General features: G+C 71.8%; 17 protein-coding genes and 1 pseudogene. 7 read left to right on the top strand and 11 right to left on the bottom strand.

Annotated features, from left to right (window positions below):
- The first annotated feature begins 1 nt into the window (after position 1).
- Positions 2-1,609, top strand: coding sequence for a glycoside hydrolase family 3 protein (locus Scani_RS04640; RefSeq protein ID WP_159470284.1), 1,608 nt, complete (start codon positions 2-4; stop codon positions 1,607-1,609).
- Positions 1,610-1,702: 93 nt separating this feature from the next.
- Here Scani_RS04640 and Scani_RS40225 read toward each other — a convergent pair.
- From Scani_RS40225 to Scani_RS04630, 3 genes and pseudogenes are all read right to left on the bottom strand, one after another.
- Positions 1,703-1,846: pseudogene (locus tag Scani_RS40225) on the bottom strand (transposase); the annotation flags it as partial.
- A gap of 176 nt (positions 1,847-2,022) precedes the next feature.
- Complete coding sequence (gene nagB / locus Scani_RS04635) at positions 2,023-2,805, bottom strand: glucosamine-6-phosphate deaminase (RefSeq protein WP_159470282.1); 783 nt, start codon at positions 2,803-2,805, stop codon at positions 2,023-2,025.
- 307 nt (positions 2,806-3,112) lie between these two features.
- Positions 3,113-3,874, bottom strand: a complete 762-nt coding sequence (locus tag Scani_RS04630) for an SDR family oxidoreductase (RefSeq protein ID WP_159470280.1) — start codon at positions 3,872-3,874, stop codon at positions 3,113-3,115.
- 173 nt (positions 3,875-4,047) lie between these two features.
- Between Scani_RS04630 and Scani_RS04625 the strand changes: the two genes are divergently transcribed.
- Both Scani_RS04625 and Scani_RS04620 read left to right on the top strand, forming a co-directional pair.
- Entirely contained in the window at positions 4,048-4,713 is a 666-nt protein-coding gene (locus Scani_RS04625; RefSeq protein ID WP_159470278.1) for a TetR/AcrR family transcriptional regulator, read from the top strand.
- Positions 4,714-5,077: 364 nt separating this feature from the next.
- Positions 5,078-6,550 carry a sensor histidine kinase gene (locus Scani_RS04620; protein WP_159471700.1) on the top strand — a complete coding sequence of 491 codons (1,473 nt, stop codon included), beginning with the start codon at positions 5,078-5,080 and terminating at the stop codon, positions 6,548-6,550.
- Between the two features lie 177 nt (positions 6,551-6,727).
- On the opposite strand, the gene Scani_RS04615 is transcribed toward Scani_RS04620, so the two are convergent.
- Both Scani_RS04615 and Scani_RS04610 read right to left on the bottom strand, forming a co-directional pair.
- A complete protein-coding gene (locus Scani_RS04615) occupies positions 6,728-6,985 on the bottom strand; it encodes a WhiB family transcriptional regulator (RefSeq protein WP_003983230.1) in 258 nt (85 codons plus the stop codon).
- A 319-nt stretch (positions 6,986-7,304) separates the two neighbouring features.
- Entirely contained in the window at positions 7,305-8,288 is a 984-nt protein-coding gene (locus Scani_RS04610) for a diacylglycerol/lipid kinase family protein (RefSeq protein ID WP_159470276.1), read from the bottom strand.
- A 95-nt stretch (positions 8,289-8,383) separates the two neighbouring features.
- Between Scani_RS04610 and Scani_RS04605 the strand changes: the two genes are divergently transcribed.
- Complete coding sequence (locus Scani_RS04605; protein ID WP_159470274.1) at positions 8,384-8,845, top strand: hypothetical protein; 462 nt, start codon at positions 8,384-8,386, stop codon at positions 8,843-8,845.
- 137 nt (positions 8,846-8,982) lie between these two features.
- Here Scani_RS04605 and Scani_RS04600 read toward each other — a convergent pair whose 3' ends face one another.
- From Scani_RS04600 to Scani_RS04585, 4 genes are all read right to left on the bottom strand, one after another.
- Positions 8,983-9,948, bottom strand: a complete 966-nt coding sequence (locus tag Scani_RS04600) for an RNA polymerase sigma factor SigF (protein ID WP_159471698.1) — start codon at positions 9,946-9,948, stop codon at positions 8,983-8,985.
- 43 nt (positions 9,949-9,991) lie between these two features.
- Positions 9,992-10,405, bottom strand: coding sequence for an ATP-binding protein (locus Scani_RS04595; protein ID WP_003985353.1), 414 nt, complete (start codon positions 10,403-10,405; stop codon positions 9,992-9,994).
- A gap of 291 nt (positions 10,406-10,696) precedes the next feature.
- Positions 10,697-11,185, bottom strand: coding sequence for a GNAT family N-acetyltransferase (locus tag Scani_RS04590; protein WP_159470272.1), 489 nt, complete (start codon positions 11,183-11,185; stop codon positions 10,697-10,699).
- 32 nt (positions 11,186-11,217) lie between these two features.
- On the bottom strand, positions 11,218-11,478 hold the full coding sequence (locus Scani_RS04585) for a UBP-type zinc finger domain-containing protein (protein WP_159470270.1): 261 nt from the start codon (positions 11,476-11,478) through the stop codon (positions 11,218-11,220).
- A 59-nt stretch (positions 11,479-11,537) separates the two neighbouring features.
- Between Scani_RS04585 and Scani_RS04580 the strand changes: the two genes are divergently transcribed.
- Entirely contained in the window at positions 11,538-13,139 is a 1,602-nt protein-coding gene (locus Scani_RS04580; RefSeq protein ID WP_159470268.1) for a Na+/H+ antiporter, read from the top strand.
- A gap of 81 nt (positions 13,140-13,220) precedes the next feature.
- On the opposite strand, the gene Scani_RS04575 is transcribed toward Scani_RS04580, so the two are convergent.
- On the bottom strand, positions 13,221-14,153 hold the full coding sequence (locus Scani_RS04575) for a 1-aminocyclopropane-1-carboxylate deaminase/D-cysteine desulfhydrase (protein WP_159470266.1): 933 nt from the start codon (positions 14,151-14,153) through the stop codon (positions 13,221-13,223).
- A 67-nt stretch (positions 14,154-14,220) separates the two neighbouring features.
- On the bottom strand, positions 14,221-14,460 hold the full coding sequence (locus tag Scani_RS04570) for a hypothetical protein (protein WP_159470264.1): 240 nt from the start codon (positions 14,458-14,460) through the stop codon (positions 14,221-14,223).
- Positions 14,461-14,539: 79 nt separating this feature from the next.
- On the opposite strand from Scani_RS04570, the gene Scani_RS04565 reads away from it, so the two are divergent.
- A complete protein-coding gene (locus tag Scani_RS04565; RefSeq protein WP_246295490.1) occupies positions 14,540-15,298 on the top strand; it encodes a helix-turn-helix transcriptional regulator in 759 nt (252 codons plus the stop codon).
- A 10-nt stretch (positions 15,299-15,308) separates the two neighbouring features.
- Positions 15,309-16,229, top strand: a complete 921-nt coding sequence (locus Scani_RS04560) for a glutaminase (RefSeq protein WP_159470260.1) — start codon at positions 15,309-15,311, stop codon at positions 16,227-16,229.
- Positions 16,230-16,242: the final 13 nt, after the last annotated feature.

Here is a 16,242-nt window from a genome sequence, read left to right as displayed (position 1 = left end):
TATGACCCCGTTCGCAGGTTCTGCAGGCTCCGCACGCTCCGTGCGCTCCGTGCGCTCCGCCGACACCCTCACCCGCGACGCGCTCGCCGTCCTCCAGCCGGGCTTCGCCGGCACCACCGCCCCCGACTGGCTGCTGCGCCGGCTCGGCGAGGGGCTGACCTCGGTCGGCCTCTTCGGCCGCAATGTCGCCGACCCCGCACAACTCGCCGCGCTGACGTCCCGGTTGCGCACCGAACAGGAGGACCTCCTCGTCGCCATCGACGAGGAAGGCGGCGACGTCACCCGCCTCGAAGTGCGCGGCGGCTCCTCCTTCCCCGGCAACCATGCGCTCGGCGCCGTCGACGACACCGATCTGACCCGCGAGGTCGCCCGGGAACTCGGCCGCCGGCTGGCCGACTGCGGTGTCAACCTCAACTGGGCCCCCTCCGCCGACGTCAACTCCAACCCCGCCAACCCGGTCATCGGCGTCCGGTCCTTCGGCGCCGATCCGCAGCTGGTCGCCCGGCACACCGCCGCCTACGTCGACGGCCTGCAGTCCGCCGGTGTCGCCGCCTGCACCAAGCACTTCCCCGGCCACGGCGACACCGCCGTCGACTCCCACCACGACCTGCCGCGCATCACCGCCGACCTGGCCACCCTCCACGCCCGGGAACTGGTGCCGTTCCGCGCCGCCGTCGCCGCCGGCACCCGGGCCGTGATGAGCGCACACATCCTGCTGCCCGCACTGGACGGCGACCGTCCCGCCACGCTCAGCCCGGCCGCGCTGCACGGGCTGCTGCGCGCCCCCGTCGCCGAGGGCGGCCTCGGCTTCGACGGGCTGATCGTCACCGACGGGATGGAGATGCAGGCCATCTCCGCCACCTACGGCCTCGAACGCGGCAGCGTGCTGGCCCTCGCGGCGGGCGCCGACGCCATCTGTGTGGGCGGCGGACTCGCGGACGAGGACACGGTGCTGCGGTTGCGCGATGCCCTGGTGCGGGCGGTGCGCGACGGCGAGCTGTCGGCGGACCGGCTCGCCGACGCCGCGGCACGGGTGCGGGCCCTCGCGCGCTGGACCCGGCGCGCGGACGCGGGGGAGGGGGCCGCGCCCGCGCCCGGGATCGGTCTCACCGCGGCCCGGCGCGCCCTGCGCCTGACCGCCGACGGCCCGTACGAGCCACTGACCACGCCCGCCTACGTCGTCGCCTTCACCCCCCTCGCCAATTTCGCCGTGGGGGACGACACCCCCTGGGGCGTCGCCGCCGAACTGGCCCGCCTGCTCCCGGGCACCGAGACCGCCACCTGCACCGCCGAGTCCGCCGCCGCGGCCGGCCCGGCCGCGCTGATCGACGGTCTGCTCACGGCGGCCGGGGACCGGCGCGTCGTCGCCGTGGTCCGCGACGTCCACCGCCACCCGTGGATGGCCGACGCGCTGCACGCCCTCCTCGCCGCCCGCCCCGACACCGCGGTCGTCGAAATGGGCGTCCCCCAGGCCCCGCCCCGAGGCGCCCCGCACATCGCCACGCACGGCGCCGCCCGCGTCTGTGGCCGGGCCGCCGCCGAACTCCTCACGGGCCATCGGAGCCCGACGAACGGGAGTGATCAACGGGCGCCTGCCAGCGGTAGCTGAGGAAGCGGCGCGAGACGGGCGGCAATTTGCCCGGCGGGCGAAACATTCGTGGACGGTCCGCCAGGCGCCCTCACGCTCGGGCGGGTCGCGTCAGGGTGCCCCGGTCCGCAACCGTCAGAGCACGCCGTTCACCACCTGGCGGTGATCCCGCCCCCGCCGCCCACGACCCTCAACCGGCGGTAGCAGCGGCCCTGTCCGCTCCCATGCCACATCCGTCAGCTCACCCCGGCCCGCCACAAGATCAAGGATCAGGTACGGCTAGTCACCCATGAACCACAAGTAGCTGCCCGGCGTCGCCGCACACGCTTCAAGAAGCTCGCCGAGGTCGAGCAGAGCCGCTTTCCGCTGTGGGTCACCGCACTCCATTCGCCTCGGACAACGAAGCTTCGCAGAGGTCAGGTGTCGGACGCGGCCTACAGCCCCTGCCATTCCGGCTTCGCGGCGTAGGTGGCGCGGAAGTAGTCGGCGAGCTTCAGCTTGGCGGCCGCGGCCTCGTCCACGACGACCGTCGCATGCGGGTGGAGCTGCAGCGCCGAAGCCGGGACCAGCGCGGCGACCGGGCCCTCCACCGCATGGGCCACGGCATCCGCCTTGCCCTCGCCGGTGGCGAGCAGCACCAGGTGGCGGGCCTCCAGGATGGTGCCGATGCCCTGCGTGATGACGTGGTGCGGCACTTCGTCGAGGCTGTCGAAGAACCGGGCGTTGTCCTCCCGGGTCTGCCGGGTCAGCGTCTTGATACGGGTACGCGAAGCGAGCGACGAGCAGGGCTCGTTGAAGCCGATGTGCCCGTCCGTGCCGATGCCGAGCAACTGGAGGTCCACCCCGCCGGCCTCGCGCAGCGCACGGTCGTACGCCTCGCAGGCGGCCTGGACGTCCTCGGCCGAACCATCGGGCCCCATGAACGAGTCCTCGCCGAGGCCGAGCGGTTCGACGACCTCGCGCAGGACCACCGAACGGTAGGACTCGGGGTGTCCGGCCGGCAGGCCGACGTACTCGTCGAGCTGGCAGATACGCGCCCGGGAGGCGTCCACCGCGCCCGCCCGGACCTGCGCCGTCAGCGCCTCGTAGATGGGCAACGGGGTAGAGCCGGTGGCCACACCGAGCAGCGCGTCGGGCTTACGGCGCAGCAGGGCGGCGATGGTCCCCGCGATCAGCTCGCCGCCTGCCGTGGCGTCCGGAACGATGACAACTTCCACGCTTGGCCTGCCGTTCTGGAGAATGGTCCATGTGGTATAGACCAATCTACCAGAGCAGGGGCCTCCGGACCCGGTGGCGCCTCCGAACAACAGGGCACGTTTTCCCGTCCGGGTGATGACGGGTCGGATGCCTGTGCCCCCCCCCCGCACTCCGTGTCGGCGGCCGCCGCCCGGGGTGTCGGGCAGTGCCGGAGCCCGCCAAGTCGTCGGATGCGTGTGCCGACCCGCGCTCCGAGCCGATGACCGCCGCCCGAGACCGCCGCACATGTCGGAGCCTGTCGGCCCGCCGGTCGCCGTCCGGACGCCGTCAGAGCAGCGCGCCTCCCGTCGCGTCGATCCACTGACCCGTCACCCAACGGCTGTCGTTCGAGGCCAGGAAGGCCACGATGTCGCCGATATCGGTGGCGTCCGCTATCCGGCCCAGCGGGGACATCGCCCGGACCGCCGCCTGCGCCTCGGCGTTGGCCTCTCCGCGCAGCCAGCCGGCGTTCATATCCGTGTCGACCGCGCCCGGCGCGACGGCGTTGACGGTGATGCCGCGCGGGCCCAGCTCCTTCGCCAGGGTCCGGGTGAAGACGTCGATCGCCCCCTTCGTCATGGCGTAGGCGATCAGCTCGGTCTTGGCCGTGCCGCGGGTCTGGCTCGTCGAGGTGTTGATGATCCGGCCGCCGTCCCGCAGCCGGCTCAGACCGAGCTGGGTGAGGAAGAACGGTGCCTTGGTGTTGACCGCGAAGACATGGTCGAAGTCCGCTTCGGTGACCTGGGCGATCCGCTCCCGCCTGCCGACCGTGCCGACGTTGTTGACCAGGATGTCGAGGCCGTCCGCCTGCGCGTCGAAGGCCGTCCACAGCGCCTCGGCGTCGCCCGGCCCGCCCAGCCGGGCGGGGACGGTGAAGGCCTGTCCGCCCACGGCCTCGATGCTCGCCATCGTCTCCTTGGCCGCGGTCTCGTCCCGGCCGTAATGCACCCCGACACGCGCGCCCTCGCGCGCCAGCCGCTCCGAGATCGCCCGGCCGATCCCCCTGCTGCCGCCTGTCACCAGTGCCGTCTTGCCGCTGAGCGCGCTCATGGCGGTAACCCCTCCCTGATCCGGGCAGTCGCCCCGGATGCCGATGCCTGTGGGTGCACGCGGATGCGCCTGCCTGCACCGATGCGCGCGTCCTCCCGGCGAGCTATTTATGTATCGCTCGCTAAAGAAAAACGTAGCACGCGTTTCGTACCGGCCGCTATAGAATTCCCGTCATGGCTACCGAGGAGACCCGTGCGAGCAAGCAGACCCCTGCGGCCGAGGTGGCGAAGCGGCGCGGCAGGCCCCGCTCCTTCGACCGCGACACGGCCCTGGAGCAGGCGGTCCGGTCCTTCTGGGAGCTGGGCTACGAGGCCACCTCGATCTCCGACCTGACCCGCGCCATGGGCATCAGCGCCCCCAGCCTCTATGCCGCGTTCGGCGACAAGCGGGCCCTGTTCGACGAGGTCGTGGCCGTGTACAGACAGCACTACGGAGGCTTCCTCCACCGCGCCCTCGCCGAGGAGCCGACCGCCCGCCGGGGCGTCGAGCGGGGGCTGCGCGAGGCCGCGACCGAGTACACGCTCCCCGGCCGCCCCCGCGGCTGCCTCGTCGTCAGCGCCGCGCTGAACATCTCGCCCGCGTCCCTCGAAGTCGCCGACTCCCTACGGGAGATGCGGCGGGCGACCGTCCGGCAGATCGCCGGTGCCATCCGTGCGGACATCGCCTCCGGCGAGCTTCCCGGCGACACCGCGGCGGACGCGCTGGCCGGCTACATCGGAGCCGTCATCCATGGGATGTCCCAGCAGGCGCGGGACGGCGCACAGCGCACGGAGCTGGAAGCGGTCGCCGAGCTGGCGCTGAAGGTCTGGCCGGGGCCGGCGGGCGGAACGGCCCGCTGACGGCCTGCTCGGGGAGGGCGGGCGCACCGCCCGTGGCAGGCCCCGAAAGCACCCGCGGGCCGCGGCGCCGGGACAGGACCCTCAACCTGTCCGGCACCGCAGCCCGGAGCTGACATCGGCCGGTCCCGCCTTGCGGGCGGAAGGCGCCCCTGTGCGCGGTAGGGGCACGGTCCCGTCCAGGGACCGGTCGATCGGAGGCCTCGGCGCAGTCAGGGCAGAGAGCGCTTTCGGCCTCGTTCCGCTCTCCTGTGCGGGGAGGGCGGAGGTCTTTGCTGAATTCTGGACTAGACCATTCTCACTTGTCCATGCCCATGCAGACGCAACAGGTACACCGTACGCCGGTAGGCTCCAAGACGTGCCCTCCATGAACGATCTCGTACGCCAGCACACCGCTCTGAGCGACACCGACCTCGAGTGGCTCCATCTGCTGGTCTCGGAGTGGCAGCTGCTCTCCGACCTCTCCTTCGCCGATCTCGTGCTGTGGGTCCCCACCCTCGACGGCACCCGCTACGTCTCCGTCGCCCAGATGCGGCCCAATACGGGACCCACCTCCTACCAGGACGACATGGTCGGCCATCTCGTTCCCCGTGGCCGCCGTCCCATGCTGGACTCCGCCCTGGACGAGGGGCGCATCGTGCGCGAGGGTGACCCGGAGTGGCGGGAGGAGGTCCCGGTGCGCGTGGAGTCCATCCCGGTGCGCCGCGAGGGCCGGGTGCTCGGTGTGATCGCCCGGAACACCAATCTGCTGACCGTGCGCACCCCCAGCCGGCTGGAGCTCACCTACCTCCAGAGCGCGTCCGACCTGGCCCAGATGATCGCTGCCGGAACGTTTCCCTTCCCCGGTCAGCAGGTCGACATGGATGCCTCGCCGCGGGCCGGCGACGGACTGATCCGGCTCGACGCGGACGGCATCGTCCAGTACGCCAGCCCCAACGCGCTCTCCGCCTACCACCGCCTCGGCCTCGCCGCCGACCTCGTGGGCCATCACCTCGGCCAGGCCACCGCCGAACTGGCGCCCGCCCGCGGCCCGGTGGACGAGGCACTGGTCAAGCTCGCCAGCGGCTGGGCCCCCAGGGAATTCGAGGTCGAAGGTGACGAAGGCGTCATTCAATTGCGCGCCATTCCGCTCAAACCCAAGGGAACGCACAGTGGTTCGCTGGTTTTGCTGCGTGATGTGACCGAACTGAGACGTCGCGAGCGGGAGCTGATCACCAAGGACGCCACCATCCGGGAAATCCACCACCGGGTGAAGAACAATTTGCAGACGGTCGCCGCGCTGTTGCGGTTGCAGTCGCGCCGGATGGATTCCGAACAGGGCCGCGACGCCCTCAACGAGGCCGTGCGCAGGGTCGGTTCGATCGCGATCGTGCACGAGACGCTGTCCCAGACCCTCGACGAAAGGGTCGAATTCGACGAGATCGCGGACCGGGTGCTGGCCATGGTCGCGGAGATCTCCCCGGGCAAGGTGACCGCCCGCCGCACCGGGCGCTTCGGCATTCTGGACGCCGAGGTGGCCACCCCGCTGTCGATGGTGCTCACCGAGGTGCTGCAGAACGCCCTGGAGCACGCCTTCGACCAGGCGGAGCACGGCACGGTCGAGGTCGGCGCGGTGCGCGGCGGCAGCCGTACCGAGCCGCGGCTGCTGGTCACCGTCCAGGACAACGGCCGCGGCCTGCCCGAGGGCTTCGACCCGCAGCGCGCGGGAAACCTGGGGCTGCAGATCGTACGGACCCTGGTGGAAGGCGAGTTGGGCGGAACGTTCGACATGGTGCGGGCGCCCGAGCGCGGTACGCAGGTCGTCCTCGACATCCCCGTCCGCGCCGAGAAGTCGCCCTGAGGCCGGCCCGGGCGCCGGGTCCGCCGGTTTCGGCCCGGCCCTGAACAGCAGCAAGCCCCGGACCCATCTGGTCCGGGGCTCAAAGCTATAGCGATGCGATAACGACCGGGCCTGTCAGCTCCGGGGGTGCATCGGGGGTACTGCGCGCTGCGGCTCGGGGGCCACGGGGCTACTGGCTCAGGCGCTGGCGTTGCGCGCCCGGTTGCGAGCTGCACGGCGCTTCATTGCGCGGCGCTCGTCCTCGCTCAGACCACCCCAGACGCCGGAGTCCTGGCCGGACTCGAGCGCCCACTGCAGGCACTGCTCCATGACGGGGCAGCGGCGGCAGACGGCCTTGGCTTCCTCGATCTGCAGCAGCGCAGGACCGGTGTTGCCGATAGGGAAGAAGAGCTCGGGGTCTTCTTCGCGGCAAACGGCGCGGTGACGCCAGTCCATGGCTGCTCCATCTCCTCGTGTGACGGGAACGTTGCTTGTGAATGTGAACGCTTTCACGAATCCCTCCACAAGGGAAGGGCCGAACTCCAGTTGTGAACTGGTGCGGTCCTGTGGAATGAGGAGGGGGTTCGGGCTCTCAAGGGGGCCGGTAAAGCGGCCGTCCCGATCGCCATGAAGAGACTCGCAAACCTCGGCGGCGGATACAACCCCTTCCGGAAACTTTTTTTTGAATCCTTGGTGTCGCCTAGCTCACAGCCGTCATTCCAGGGGGTGGAAACCAGTCTAAACGTTCGAGTGAAAGGACTTTGGGCCCTACTGCTCACACAATCACACGCAGTGCACGGCGAACGCCTGTGAACGTCACACTCGTACGCAGCCCCAGGTGGTCACCGTCCATCTGGAAGGGCAGGGGAACCTGCGAATGCAAGGTGAAGTTCGTGAGGTCATGAAGTGAGAGTGCGTGCTTGCCCCGGGGGCCGCGCTGCGGTGTTGACGTCAGCAGCTGGGTGGCGTACCGGGTCACCGCGGGCGGTGAGAGCTTGCTCAGTGCGAACAGATCCAGGCCCGTGTCGAACGAGGCGTCCGGGGACGGGTAGATCGGTCGATTGCCCAGGTAGGACCACGGAGCGGTGTTGCAGATTATGGCCAGCGCGAGGTCCTCGACGCGCTCGGTGGCGCCCTCGGTTCCGCCAGGGCGTTCGAGGGTGAGGAGGCCTCGCCGGCGGTTCACCTCGCCCAGGAACTGCCGTACGACCTGTCGCACGTACAGGGCGTGGGTCGAACGCTTGCCGCGTTCGCGCTGCTGCTCGACCCGGCCGACGACGCCGGCGTCGAAACCGAAGCCGGCGCAGAAGGTGAACCAGCGCTCCGGCACTCCCTCGTCCTCGCTGCCGGGAGTGCCGGCGGCCAGCCCCAGGCCGATCGTGCGCTCGCTGCCGTCGCGCAGCGCGTCCAGCAGGGCGCCGGTCGCCTCCACGACGTCGTTGGGGAGGCCGAGGGCGCGGGCGAAGACATTGGTGGAGCCGCCGGGGACGACGGCCAGCCGGGGGTGCGAGTCCGGATCGGGGCCGTTCGCCAGCAGACCGTTGACGACCTCGTTGACCGTGCCGTCGCCGCCGAGCGCCACGACCAGGTCGGTCTCCCCGCCCTCGGTGGCCTGCCGGGCGAGATCACGGGCGTGCCCGCGGTACTGCGTCTGCGCGACCTCCAGTTTGAGGTCGCTGGCGAGCGCGTGGGTGAGTACCTCACGGGTGCGGGCACTGGTGGTGGTTGCTGCGGGATTGACCACGAGGAGTGCGCGCATATGGAGCAGCGTACCTACCTGCTGGTACCGGTCATACGCCCCGTCCGGCTCCGGGGCGGCCCCGGTGGCCGGGGTGCCGGCGCTACCCTGCTGGGGTGAGCAGTCAGCAGAAACAGTCCGTGTCCCGAGGCGCCGGGGCCCCCGCCGCGACCGAGCCGACCGGCCCGCGGCCCGCCCGGCTGAGCGCCGCCGCGGCGCTCACCGCGATCGAAGGGCTCGCGCTGGCAGCCCTGGGCGGATACATGCTGATCATGGGGCTCGCCGGTGCGCCGGACAGCCCGCAGCAGGCGGAGATGGGCGGGCTGACGGTCCTGGCGCTCGCGGTGCTGCCGCTGGTGGCCGCGCGGGGGCTGTGGCTGCGCCGCCGCTGGAGCCGGGGACCCTCGCTGATCACCCAGATCGTGGCGCTGCCGGTGGCCTGGACGCTCGTCAACGGCGGTGGGGCGCTGATCGCGGCCGGCATCGGGCTGGCCGTAGCCGCGCTGGTGGTGCTCGTGCTGCTGGTCAACCCGACGGCGACCGAGGCGCTGGGCATCGGGCCGCGGGAGACCCCCTGAGAACCGTCCCGGGTGCCGCCTGACCGTCTGGTGTACCGGACGGCCGGGCCGGTGGGAGGACCCGACCGGAGCGGCCGGGTCCGGACGCACGAGGGGCGGAGCCCGTAAGAGCTCCGCCCGCCCCGCTCAGCCGTCGTTCACTCCTCGACGAGCAGCTTGTCGCGCAGCTGGGCGAGGGTGCGGGCCAGGAGCCGGGAGACGTGCATCTGGGAGATGCCGACCTCCTGGGCGATCTGCGACTGGGTCATGTTGCCGAAGAAGCGCAGCAGCAGGATCTTCTTCTCGCGCGGCGGGAGGTCCTCCAGCAGCGGCTTGAGGGACTCGCGGTACTCCACGCCCTCCAGCGCCTCGTCCTCGGCGCCGAGGGTGTCGGCGACGGCCGGGGACTCGTCGTCGGTGTCCGGGACGTCCAGGGAGAGGGTGCTGTAGGCGTTGGCCGACTCCAGCCCCTCCAGGACCTCCTCCTCGGAGATCGCCAGATGCTCCGCCAGCTCATGGACCGTGGGGGCACGCCCGTGCCGCTGGGAGAGCTCGGCGGTCGCGGTGGTCAGCGACAGCCGCAGCTCCTGGAGGCGGCGCGGGACGCGGACCGCCCAGCCCTTGTCGCGGAAGTGCCGTTTGATCTCGCCGACGACGGTGGGGGTGGCGTACGTGGAGAACTCGACGCCGCGCTCCGGGTCGAAGCGGTCCACGGACTTGATCAGGCCGATGGTGGCGACCTGGGTCAGATCGTCCAGCGGCTCGCCACGGTTGCGGAAGCGCCGGGCCAGATGCTCGACGAGCGGGAGGTGCATACGGACGAGGGTGTTGCGCAGTTCCGCACGCTCGGGGGAGCCGTCGGGCAGCTTGCGCAGCTCGTAGAACATCGCCCGGGCGCCGCTGCGGTCCTGCGGGTGCGGCTCGTGCGCATGCTGTTGATCCTGCACCTGGTGTTCGGGGGCAGGCGCATCGTGCTGATGCGCCTGCTGTCCCGGCTGCTCGCTCTGCTCCATGTGGTCCGCCCGCTCTGCCTGCTCCGCCGCATCCAACCGGCCGCCGTGGTCGTCTACGCCCACCGGATGCGGCCGGGCCTGCTGCTCGGGGATGGTCGCACTGGACGCCATCCGCCCGCCGCGTTCGAGATCTTTCACGGGGCCCCCTGTTCGGTCATGACGGTCCGGGACCGGCGCCGCGCTCCTTGTACAGACTGATGGTGACCGTACGGTCCTCGGCGACCGTGGAATCGACCTTGCCGGCCAGTGCGGAGAGCACCGTCCAGGCGAACGTGTCGCGCTCCGGGGCGCGGCCGTCGGTTGTCGGGGCCGAAACGGTCACCTGCAGTGCGTCGTCGATGAGGCGGAAGACGCAGCTCAGCACACTGCCGGGGACGGCCTGTTGCAGCAGGATCGCGCAGGCCTCGTCGACCGCGATGCGCAGATCCTCGATCTCGTCGAGGGTGAAGTCCAAGCGGGCTGCGAGTCCGGCCGTCGCCGTACGCAGCACGGACAGGTAGGCACCCGCAGCGGGCAGACGGACTTCCACGAAGTCCTGAGTCCCGGGCTCGCCTGCGATCTGGGACACCCTCACCTCCAAGGTGGCACAAGCTGGTTGAGCTGGAATGCGCGATATTCGCGTTGTTCGGGATATGCGTACCGGTCCTTTTCCCCTCTCGGACGAAAGAAGAACGATCCGGCGCGACACATGGTTCGGCTGTGACGCTATCGCGATCTGCGGGCCGGTGTCGCCCGGAAGGAGCACGGCTGCGTCCGGCGGCGATCCGGCCCCGGTTCGCCCGGCGCCCTCACTGTCACTGATTGTAAAGCCACGGGTACGGACAGTGGCTAGAGGTGTGCACTGTCAAATCGATGCCGATTACGCTCCGTTGACGCGCGAGCTGCCCGCAAGGTTGTGCAGTGCCTCTCCAGTGAGCCGGAAGACCGTCCATTCGTCCATGGGTCGGGCGCCGACGGACCGGTAAAAACCGATGGACGGTTCGTTCCAATCCAGGACTGGCCACTCGAAACGCTCGTATCCACGGGCCACGCAGATCTCCGCGAGGGCCGCGAGCAGTGCCTTGCCGTGGCCGCCGCCGCGCGCCTCGGGGCGGACGTACAGATCCTCCAGGTAGACACCGTGCGTGCCCGTCCACGTCGAGAAGTTCCGGAACCACAGGGCAAAGCCGACCGGTACGCCGTCGCCCTCCGCGATCAGCGCGAAGACGGCCGGCTGCGGCCCGAAGAGCGCCGCGGTGAGCTGCGGCTCGGTGGCCTGTGCGGCCTCGGGGACACGCTCGTACTCCGCCAGCTCGCCGATCATGGCCAGGATGACGGGGACGTCGTCGGGGGTCGCTTCGCGGATCATAGGTGAAGGCTAAACGGGTCGCCGGGGATGCTTCACACCAGTTGCTGGTCGACGAAGCACCAGCGCCAGGATTCGCCCGGCTCGAAGGTCCGCATCACGGGATGACCGGTCTCCTCGAAGTGCCGGGTCGCATGCCGGAACGGCGAGGAATCGCAGCAGCCGACGTGGCCGCAGACCCGGCACTTGCGCAGCTGTACGGGGTGGCTGCCGGCGGCCAGGCACTCCAGGCAGGTGGCGCTCAGCGGGGACGGTTCGGGGCGCGGCAGTTCGGCAACGTGGGTGCACTCGCTCATGATGGCCAGGTTAGATCGCCGGGACGGGCGGCGAAGGGTTCGGGGACGGGACGGGTCCGATGGCTGTGATGCCGCTGTTTTTGCTGGTCGCCGGGAGCGCGGCGGTCGCCGGGCTGGCGCGCCGTACCCCCGTCCCCGCGCCGTTGCTGCTGGTCGCCGCGGGCCTCGCGGCCTCCTTCGTCCCCGGCATCCCGGACTACACCCTCGATCCGCACATCGTGCTGCCGCTGGTGCTGCCGCCGCTGCTGCACACCGCGGCGCTGGACAGCTCGTACCTGGACCTGCGGGCCAATCTGCGGCCGGTGGTGCTGCTGTCCGTCGGATACGTCCTGTTCGCCACGCTCGCCGTCGGCTACCTGGCCTACCTCGTCATTCCGGGCCTGCCGCTGACCGTCGCCCTGGTCCTGGGGGCCGTCGTCGCCCCGCCGGACGCCGTCGCGGCCACCGCCATCGCCCGCCGGCTGGGGCTGCCGCACCGGATCACCACGATCCTGCAGGGCGAATCGCTGTTCAACGACGCCACCGCGATCACCGCGTACAAGGTCCTGCTGGCCGCGGCCCTCGGGGTCGGCGCCACCTGGGGCGACGGGATCAAGGAATTCGCCATCGCCTCGCTGGGCGGCATCGGCATCGGCGTGGTCCTGATGGTGCCGCTGCACTGGCTGCGGGTCCGCCTGCGGGAGTCGGCGCTGCTGGAGAACACCCTCTCGCTGCTCATCCCGTTCTTCGCCTACGCGGCGGCCGAGCAGCTCCACGCCTCCGGGGTGCTCGCCGTCGTCGTGGTCGGCCTCTACCTGGGGCACCGCTCCTGGCAGGTCGACTTCGAGACCCGGCTCCAGGAGGAAGCGGTGTGGAAGGTGGTCTCCTTCGTCCTGGAGTCCGCCGTCTTCGCGCTGATCGGGCTGCAGCTGCGGGTCGTGCTGCGCGGGCTGGGGGAGTTCGGGGCGGCCGAGGCCCTCTGGTACGCGGCCGTGATGTTCCTCGCCGTGGTCCTGGCGCGCTTCGTCTGGGTCTTTCCCGCGACCTATCTGCCGCGCGCCCTGTCGGCCCGGATCCGGGTCCGTGAGCCGGGGACGAACTGGAAGTCACCGGTCGTCGTCGGCTGGGCCGGGATGCGCGGGGTGGTGTCGCTGGCCATCGCGTTCTCGCTGCCGTCCACCGTGCCCGGCGGCGGTCCCTTCCCGGCCCGCAACCTCGTGCTCTTCCTGACCTTCACCACCGTCATCGCCACCCTCGTCATCCAGGGGCTGACGCTGCCGCCGCTGATCCGCGCGCTGAAGCTGCCCGGCCCCGACCCCCACAGGGAGACGCTCGCCGAGGCGCAGGCGCAGAACGAGGCCTCGCGCGCCGCCGAGGAGCGTCTGGAGGAGCTGCTCGGGGACGAGCGCAACGCCCTGCCCGAGCCGCTCGCCGACCGGCTGCGCACGATCATGGAGCGGCGCCGCAACGCCGTGTGGGAGCGGCTCGGAGCGGTCAACGAGGTGACCGGGGAGTCGGCCGACGAGACCTACCGGCGGCTGGCCCGCGAGATGATCGAAACCGAGCGGCGGGTCTTCGTCCAGCTGCGGGACACCGGCCGGATTGACGACGAGATGCTGCGGACGCTGCTGCGCAGGCTGGATCTGGAGGAGGCGGCGGCCTACCGGGAGGAGGCCTCGTAGCCGGCGGCCGAACGGGCGGCGGCCACGGCCGGCGGCGGACCGGAGGCGGCCCGGCTCACGGCGTACGGGAGGCGGCCCGGCTCACGGCGTACCGGTGATCACGGCGGCGACCGTGCGGCCGGGGGCGAAGGCGCCCTCCCCGGCCAGCGTCGTCAGCCCGTACAGCAGCTTGGCGACGTAGATCCGCTCCAGGGGCAGCTGGTGCCGGTCCTCGAAGGCGTCCGCGAACGCGTCCAGGTCCGGGGTGCGGCGGGCGTATCCGCCGCAGTGGAAGCGGCCGTCCAGGCGCCAGTCGCCGCGCGGCCCGCCGAACGCCGCGCGCTGCAGCTCCTCGACCGTCCCCTGGAGGAAGTGCGGGTCGCCGCCCTTCAGTACGGGAAGGCCCAGGGCCCGCTCGCCCGGCCCCAGCCCCGCGGCGAGTCCGGCCAGGGTGCCGCCCGTGCCGCAGGCCACCGCGACCGTGTCCGCGACGCCGCTCAGCTCCCGTCCCAGCTCCGCACAGCCCCGCGCGGCGAGGGCGTTGCTGCCGCCCTCCGGTATGACGCGGAACGCGCCGAAACGGTCGTGCAGCGCGGCGAGCACGTCCGGGTCGCCGGAGCGGCGGTAGCGGGCCCGGTCGAGGAAGTGCAGCCGCATACCGTCGGCGGCGCAGCGGGCCAGCGACGGGTTGAGCGGTGCGTCGGCGAGCTCGTCGCCGCGGACCACACCGATGGTGGCGAAGCCCAGCAGCCGGCCCGCCGCCGCGGTGGCCCGCAGATGGTTGGAGTACGCGCCGCCGAAGGTCAGCAGCGCGCGGTCGCCCGCTTCGGCCGCGGCGCGCAGGTTCGGCGCCAGCTTGCGCCATTTGTTGCCCGGCAGATCCGGGTGGATCAGATCGTCCCGCTTGAGCAGCAGCCGTACGCCGCGGCGCGCGAACGGCTCGTCCTCGATCTCCTGGAGGGGAGAGGGCAGTCGCGGGCGCAGGGTGCGCGGGTCCGGCGGCGGGCCGGGGTCGGTGCTGGTCACGCTGCCCATTGTCCCGGGCGCGGCGGAGCGGGCGGGCGCCGTACCGCCGGGCGCTCACCGGCCCCTGGCGGGGGAGCTACCCGTTCGTGTGCAGGAACGCGTCCCCGTGCGCGTTGACATGTGCTTCCAGGGTGTTGAGCGCGTCCTGTGTCGCCTCCGGCGAACCGCTGCCCCGCCGCTCGGCGAAGTACGCGGCGCCCAGCTTTCTCAGCAGCTCGTTGCCGGCGCGGTTCTGCTGCACCTCGTCGACCTTCTGCTTGCCCTGCGCCAGCCCCTGGCGTGCCTGCTCCTTGGCGCGGTCGAGAAACCCTGACATGTGCCACCTCCGTGCGGTCCGTGTCGTAAGGGATCAACGGCGCGGACGGCCGTGGGGTTCCCGTGCCAGGCTGGGGCACGTGGGCGAAGAGCGCGACACGGAGGAGCCACTCGGCGTACCCGGCACACCCGGCGGATACCGGGAGCGGGCGTCGCGGCTGGCCGGTGCGGTGCTGTGGACGCGCACCGCGGTCCCGTCGGACCGGCCGGTGCTGCCCGACGGCTGTACGGACCTGATCTGGAGCGAGGGCCGGCTGCTGGTGGCCGGCCCGGACACCGGGCCGCACCTCCCGGAGGGCATCGTGCCCTGCACCCGCTACGTGGGGCTGCGCTTCGCACCGGGGCAGGGTCCGGCCGTCTTCGGCGTACCGGCCCGTGAACTGCGCGATCAGCGGGTGCCCTTGGCGGACCTGTGGCCCGCCGCCCGGGTACGGGAGCTGACCGGGCGGCTGGCGGCGGCCGGGGCGCCGGACGGCGGGGGCGTCGGCCGCGTCCTGGAGGAGACCGCCGGGGCGCGTCTCCAGGACGCCACCACGCCGGGGGACCTCATCGCCGCCGTCGCCGCGGCGCTCGCCCGCGGCCGTCCCGTCGCCGAGGTGGCCCGGTCCGTCGGGCTCGGCGAACGCCGGCTGCACCGGCTCAGCCTCGACGCGTTCGGCTACGGCCCCAAGACCCTGACCCGGGTGCTCAGGCTCGTCCGCGCGCTCGACCTGGCGCGCTCCGGGATGCCCGGCGCCCAGGTCGCGGCGTGCGCCGGCTACGCGGACCAGGCGCACCTCGCCCGCGAGGTGAAGTCGCTGGCGGGGGCCCCGATGGGGGTGCTGCTCGCCCCGGGTTAGCGTGTCCGTCATGGACTACCAGGCCGTTCTCGAGGAGGTGGCGGCCCACGCGAGGCCGTATGCGCGACAGGGCAGGGTCGCCGACTACATACCGGCCCTCGAACGGGTCTCCTCGGACCGCTTCGGGATCGCGGTGGCCGACATCCACGGCGAGGTGTACGGGGTCGGCGACTGGGAGACCCCGTTCTCCGTCCAGTCCATCTCCAAAACCTTCTCCCTGGCGCTGGTGATGTCGCAGAGCCATGACGGCCACGACGACATCTGGCGGCGGGTGGGCCGCGAGCCGTCCGGTACGCCGTTCAACTCGCTGGTCCAGCTGGAGGCGGAGAACGGCATCCCGCGCAACCCGTTCATCAACGCGGGCGCGCTGGTGGTCACCGACCGGCTGCAGACCCTCACCGGCGACGCCAGCACCTCGATGCTGCACTTCCTGCGCGAGGAGAGCGGCAACCCGGACCTCGCCTTCGACCAGGCGGTGGCCGACTCCGAGGCCGAGCACGGTGACCGCAACGCCGCGCTGGCGCACTTCATGGCGTCCTTCGGCAACCTGGAGAACCCCGTCCCCAGCGTCATCGAGCACTACTTCTGGCAGTGCTCGATCGAGATGAGCTGCCGGGACCTGGCCGTCGCCGGCGGATTCCTCGCCCGGCACGGGCTGCGCGCCGACGGGAGCCGGCTGCTGGAGGCCCGCGAGGCCAAGCGGATCAACGCGGTGATGCTGACCTGCGGCACGTACGACGCGGCGGGGGAGTTCGCCTACCGCGTCGGGCTGCCCGCGAAGAGCGGGGTCGGCGGCGGCATCATCGCCGTGATCCCGGGCCGCTGCACGCTGTGCGTCTGGAGCCCCGGACTCGACGCCCGCGGCAACTCCGTGGCGGGCGCGGCGGCGCTGGACCACTTCACGACGCTGACGGGCTGGTCGGTGTTCTGACCGGCCCGGGCGG

Source organism: Streptomyces caniferus, from assembly GCF_009811555.1.
Lineage (GTDB): Bacteria > Actinomycetota > Actinomycetes > Streptomycetales > Streptomycetaceae > Streptomyces > Streptomyces caniferus.
The sequence above is the reverse complement of the archived record's forward strand: the minus strand, read 5'-3'. Positions and strand labels throughout refer to the sequence as shown.

Coding starts and splice junctions, on each gene's coding strand:
- Scani_RS04640 (WP_159470284.1), top strand. CDS start 2: ATGACCCCGTTCGCAGGTTCTGCAGGCTCCGCACGCTCCGTGCGCTCC.
- Scani_RS04630 (WP_159470280.1), bottom strand. CDS start 3,874: ATGAGCGCGCTCAGCGGCAAGACGGCACTGGTGACAGGCGGCAGCAGG.
- Scani_RS04625 (WP_159470278.1), top strand. CDS start 4,048: ATGGCTACCGAGGAGACCCGTGCGAGCAAGCAGACCCCTGCGGCCGAG.
- Scani_RS04620 (WP_159471700.1), top strand. CDS start 5,078: ATGAACGATCTCGTACGCCAGCACACCGCTCTGAGCGACACCGACCTC.
- Scani_RS04615 (WP_003983230.1), bottom strand. CDS start 6,985: ATGGACTGGCGTCACCGCGCCGTTTGCCGCGAAGAAGACCCCGAGCTC.
- Scani_RS04610 (WP_159470276.1), bottom strand. CDS start 8,288: ATGCGCGCACTCCTCGTGGTCAATCCCGCAGCAACCACCACCAGTGCC.
- Scani_RS04600 (WP_159471698.1), bottom strand. CDS start 9,948: ATGGCGTCCAGTGCGACCATCCCCGAGCAGCAGGCCCGGCCGCATCCG.
- Scani_RS04590 (WP_159470272.1), bottom strand. CDS start 11,185: ATGATCCGCGAAGCGACCCCCGACGACGTCCCCGTCATCCTGGCCATG.
- Scani_RS04585 (WP_159470270.1), bottom strand. CDS start 11,478: ATGAGCGAGTGCACCCACGTTGCCGAACTGCCGCGCCCCGAACCGTCC.
- Scani_RS04580 (WP_159470268.1), top strand. CDS start 11,538: ATGGCTGTGATGCCGCTGTTTTTGCTGGTCGCCGGGAGCGCGGCGGTC.
- Scani_RS04575 (WP_159470266.1), bottom strand. CDS start 14,153: ATGGGCAGCGTGACCAGCACCGACCCCGGCCCGCCGCCGGACCCGCGC.
- Scani_RS04570 (WP_159470264.1), bottom strand. CDS start 14,460: ATGTCAGGGTTTCTCGACCGCGCCAAGGAGCAGGCACGCCAGGGGCTG.
- Scani_RS04560 (WP_159470260.1), top strand. CDS start 15,309: ATGGACTACCAGGCCGTTCTCGAGGAGGTGGCGGCCCACGCGAGGCCG.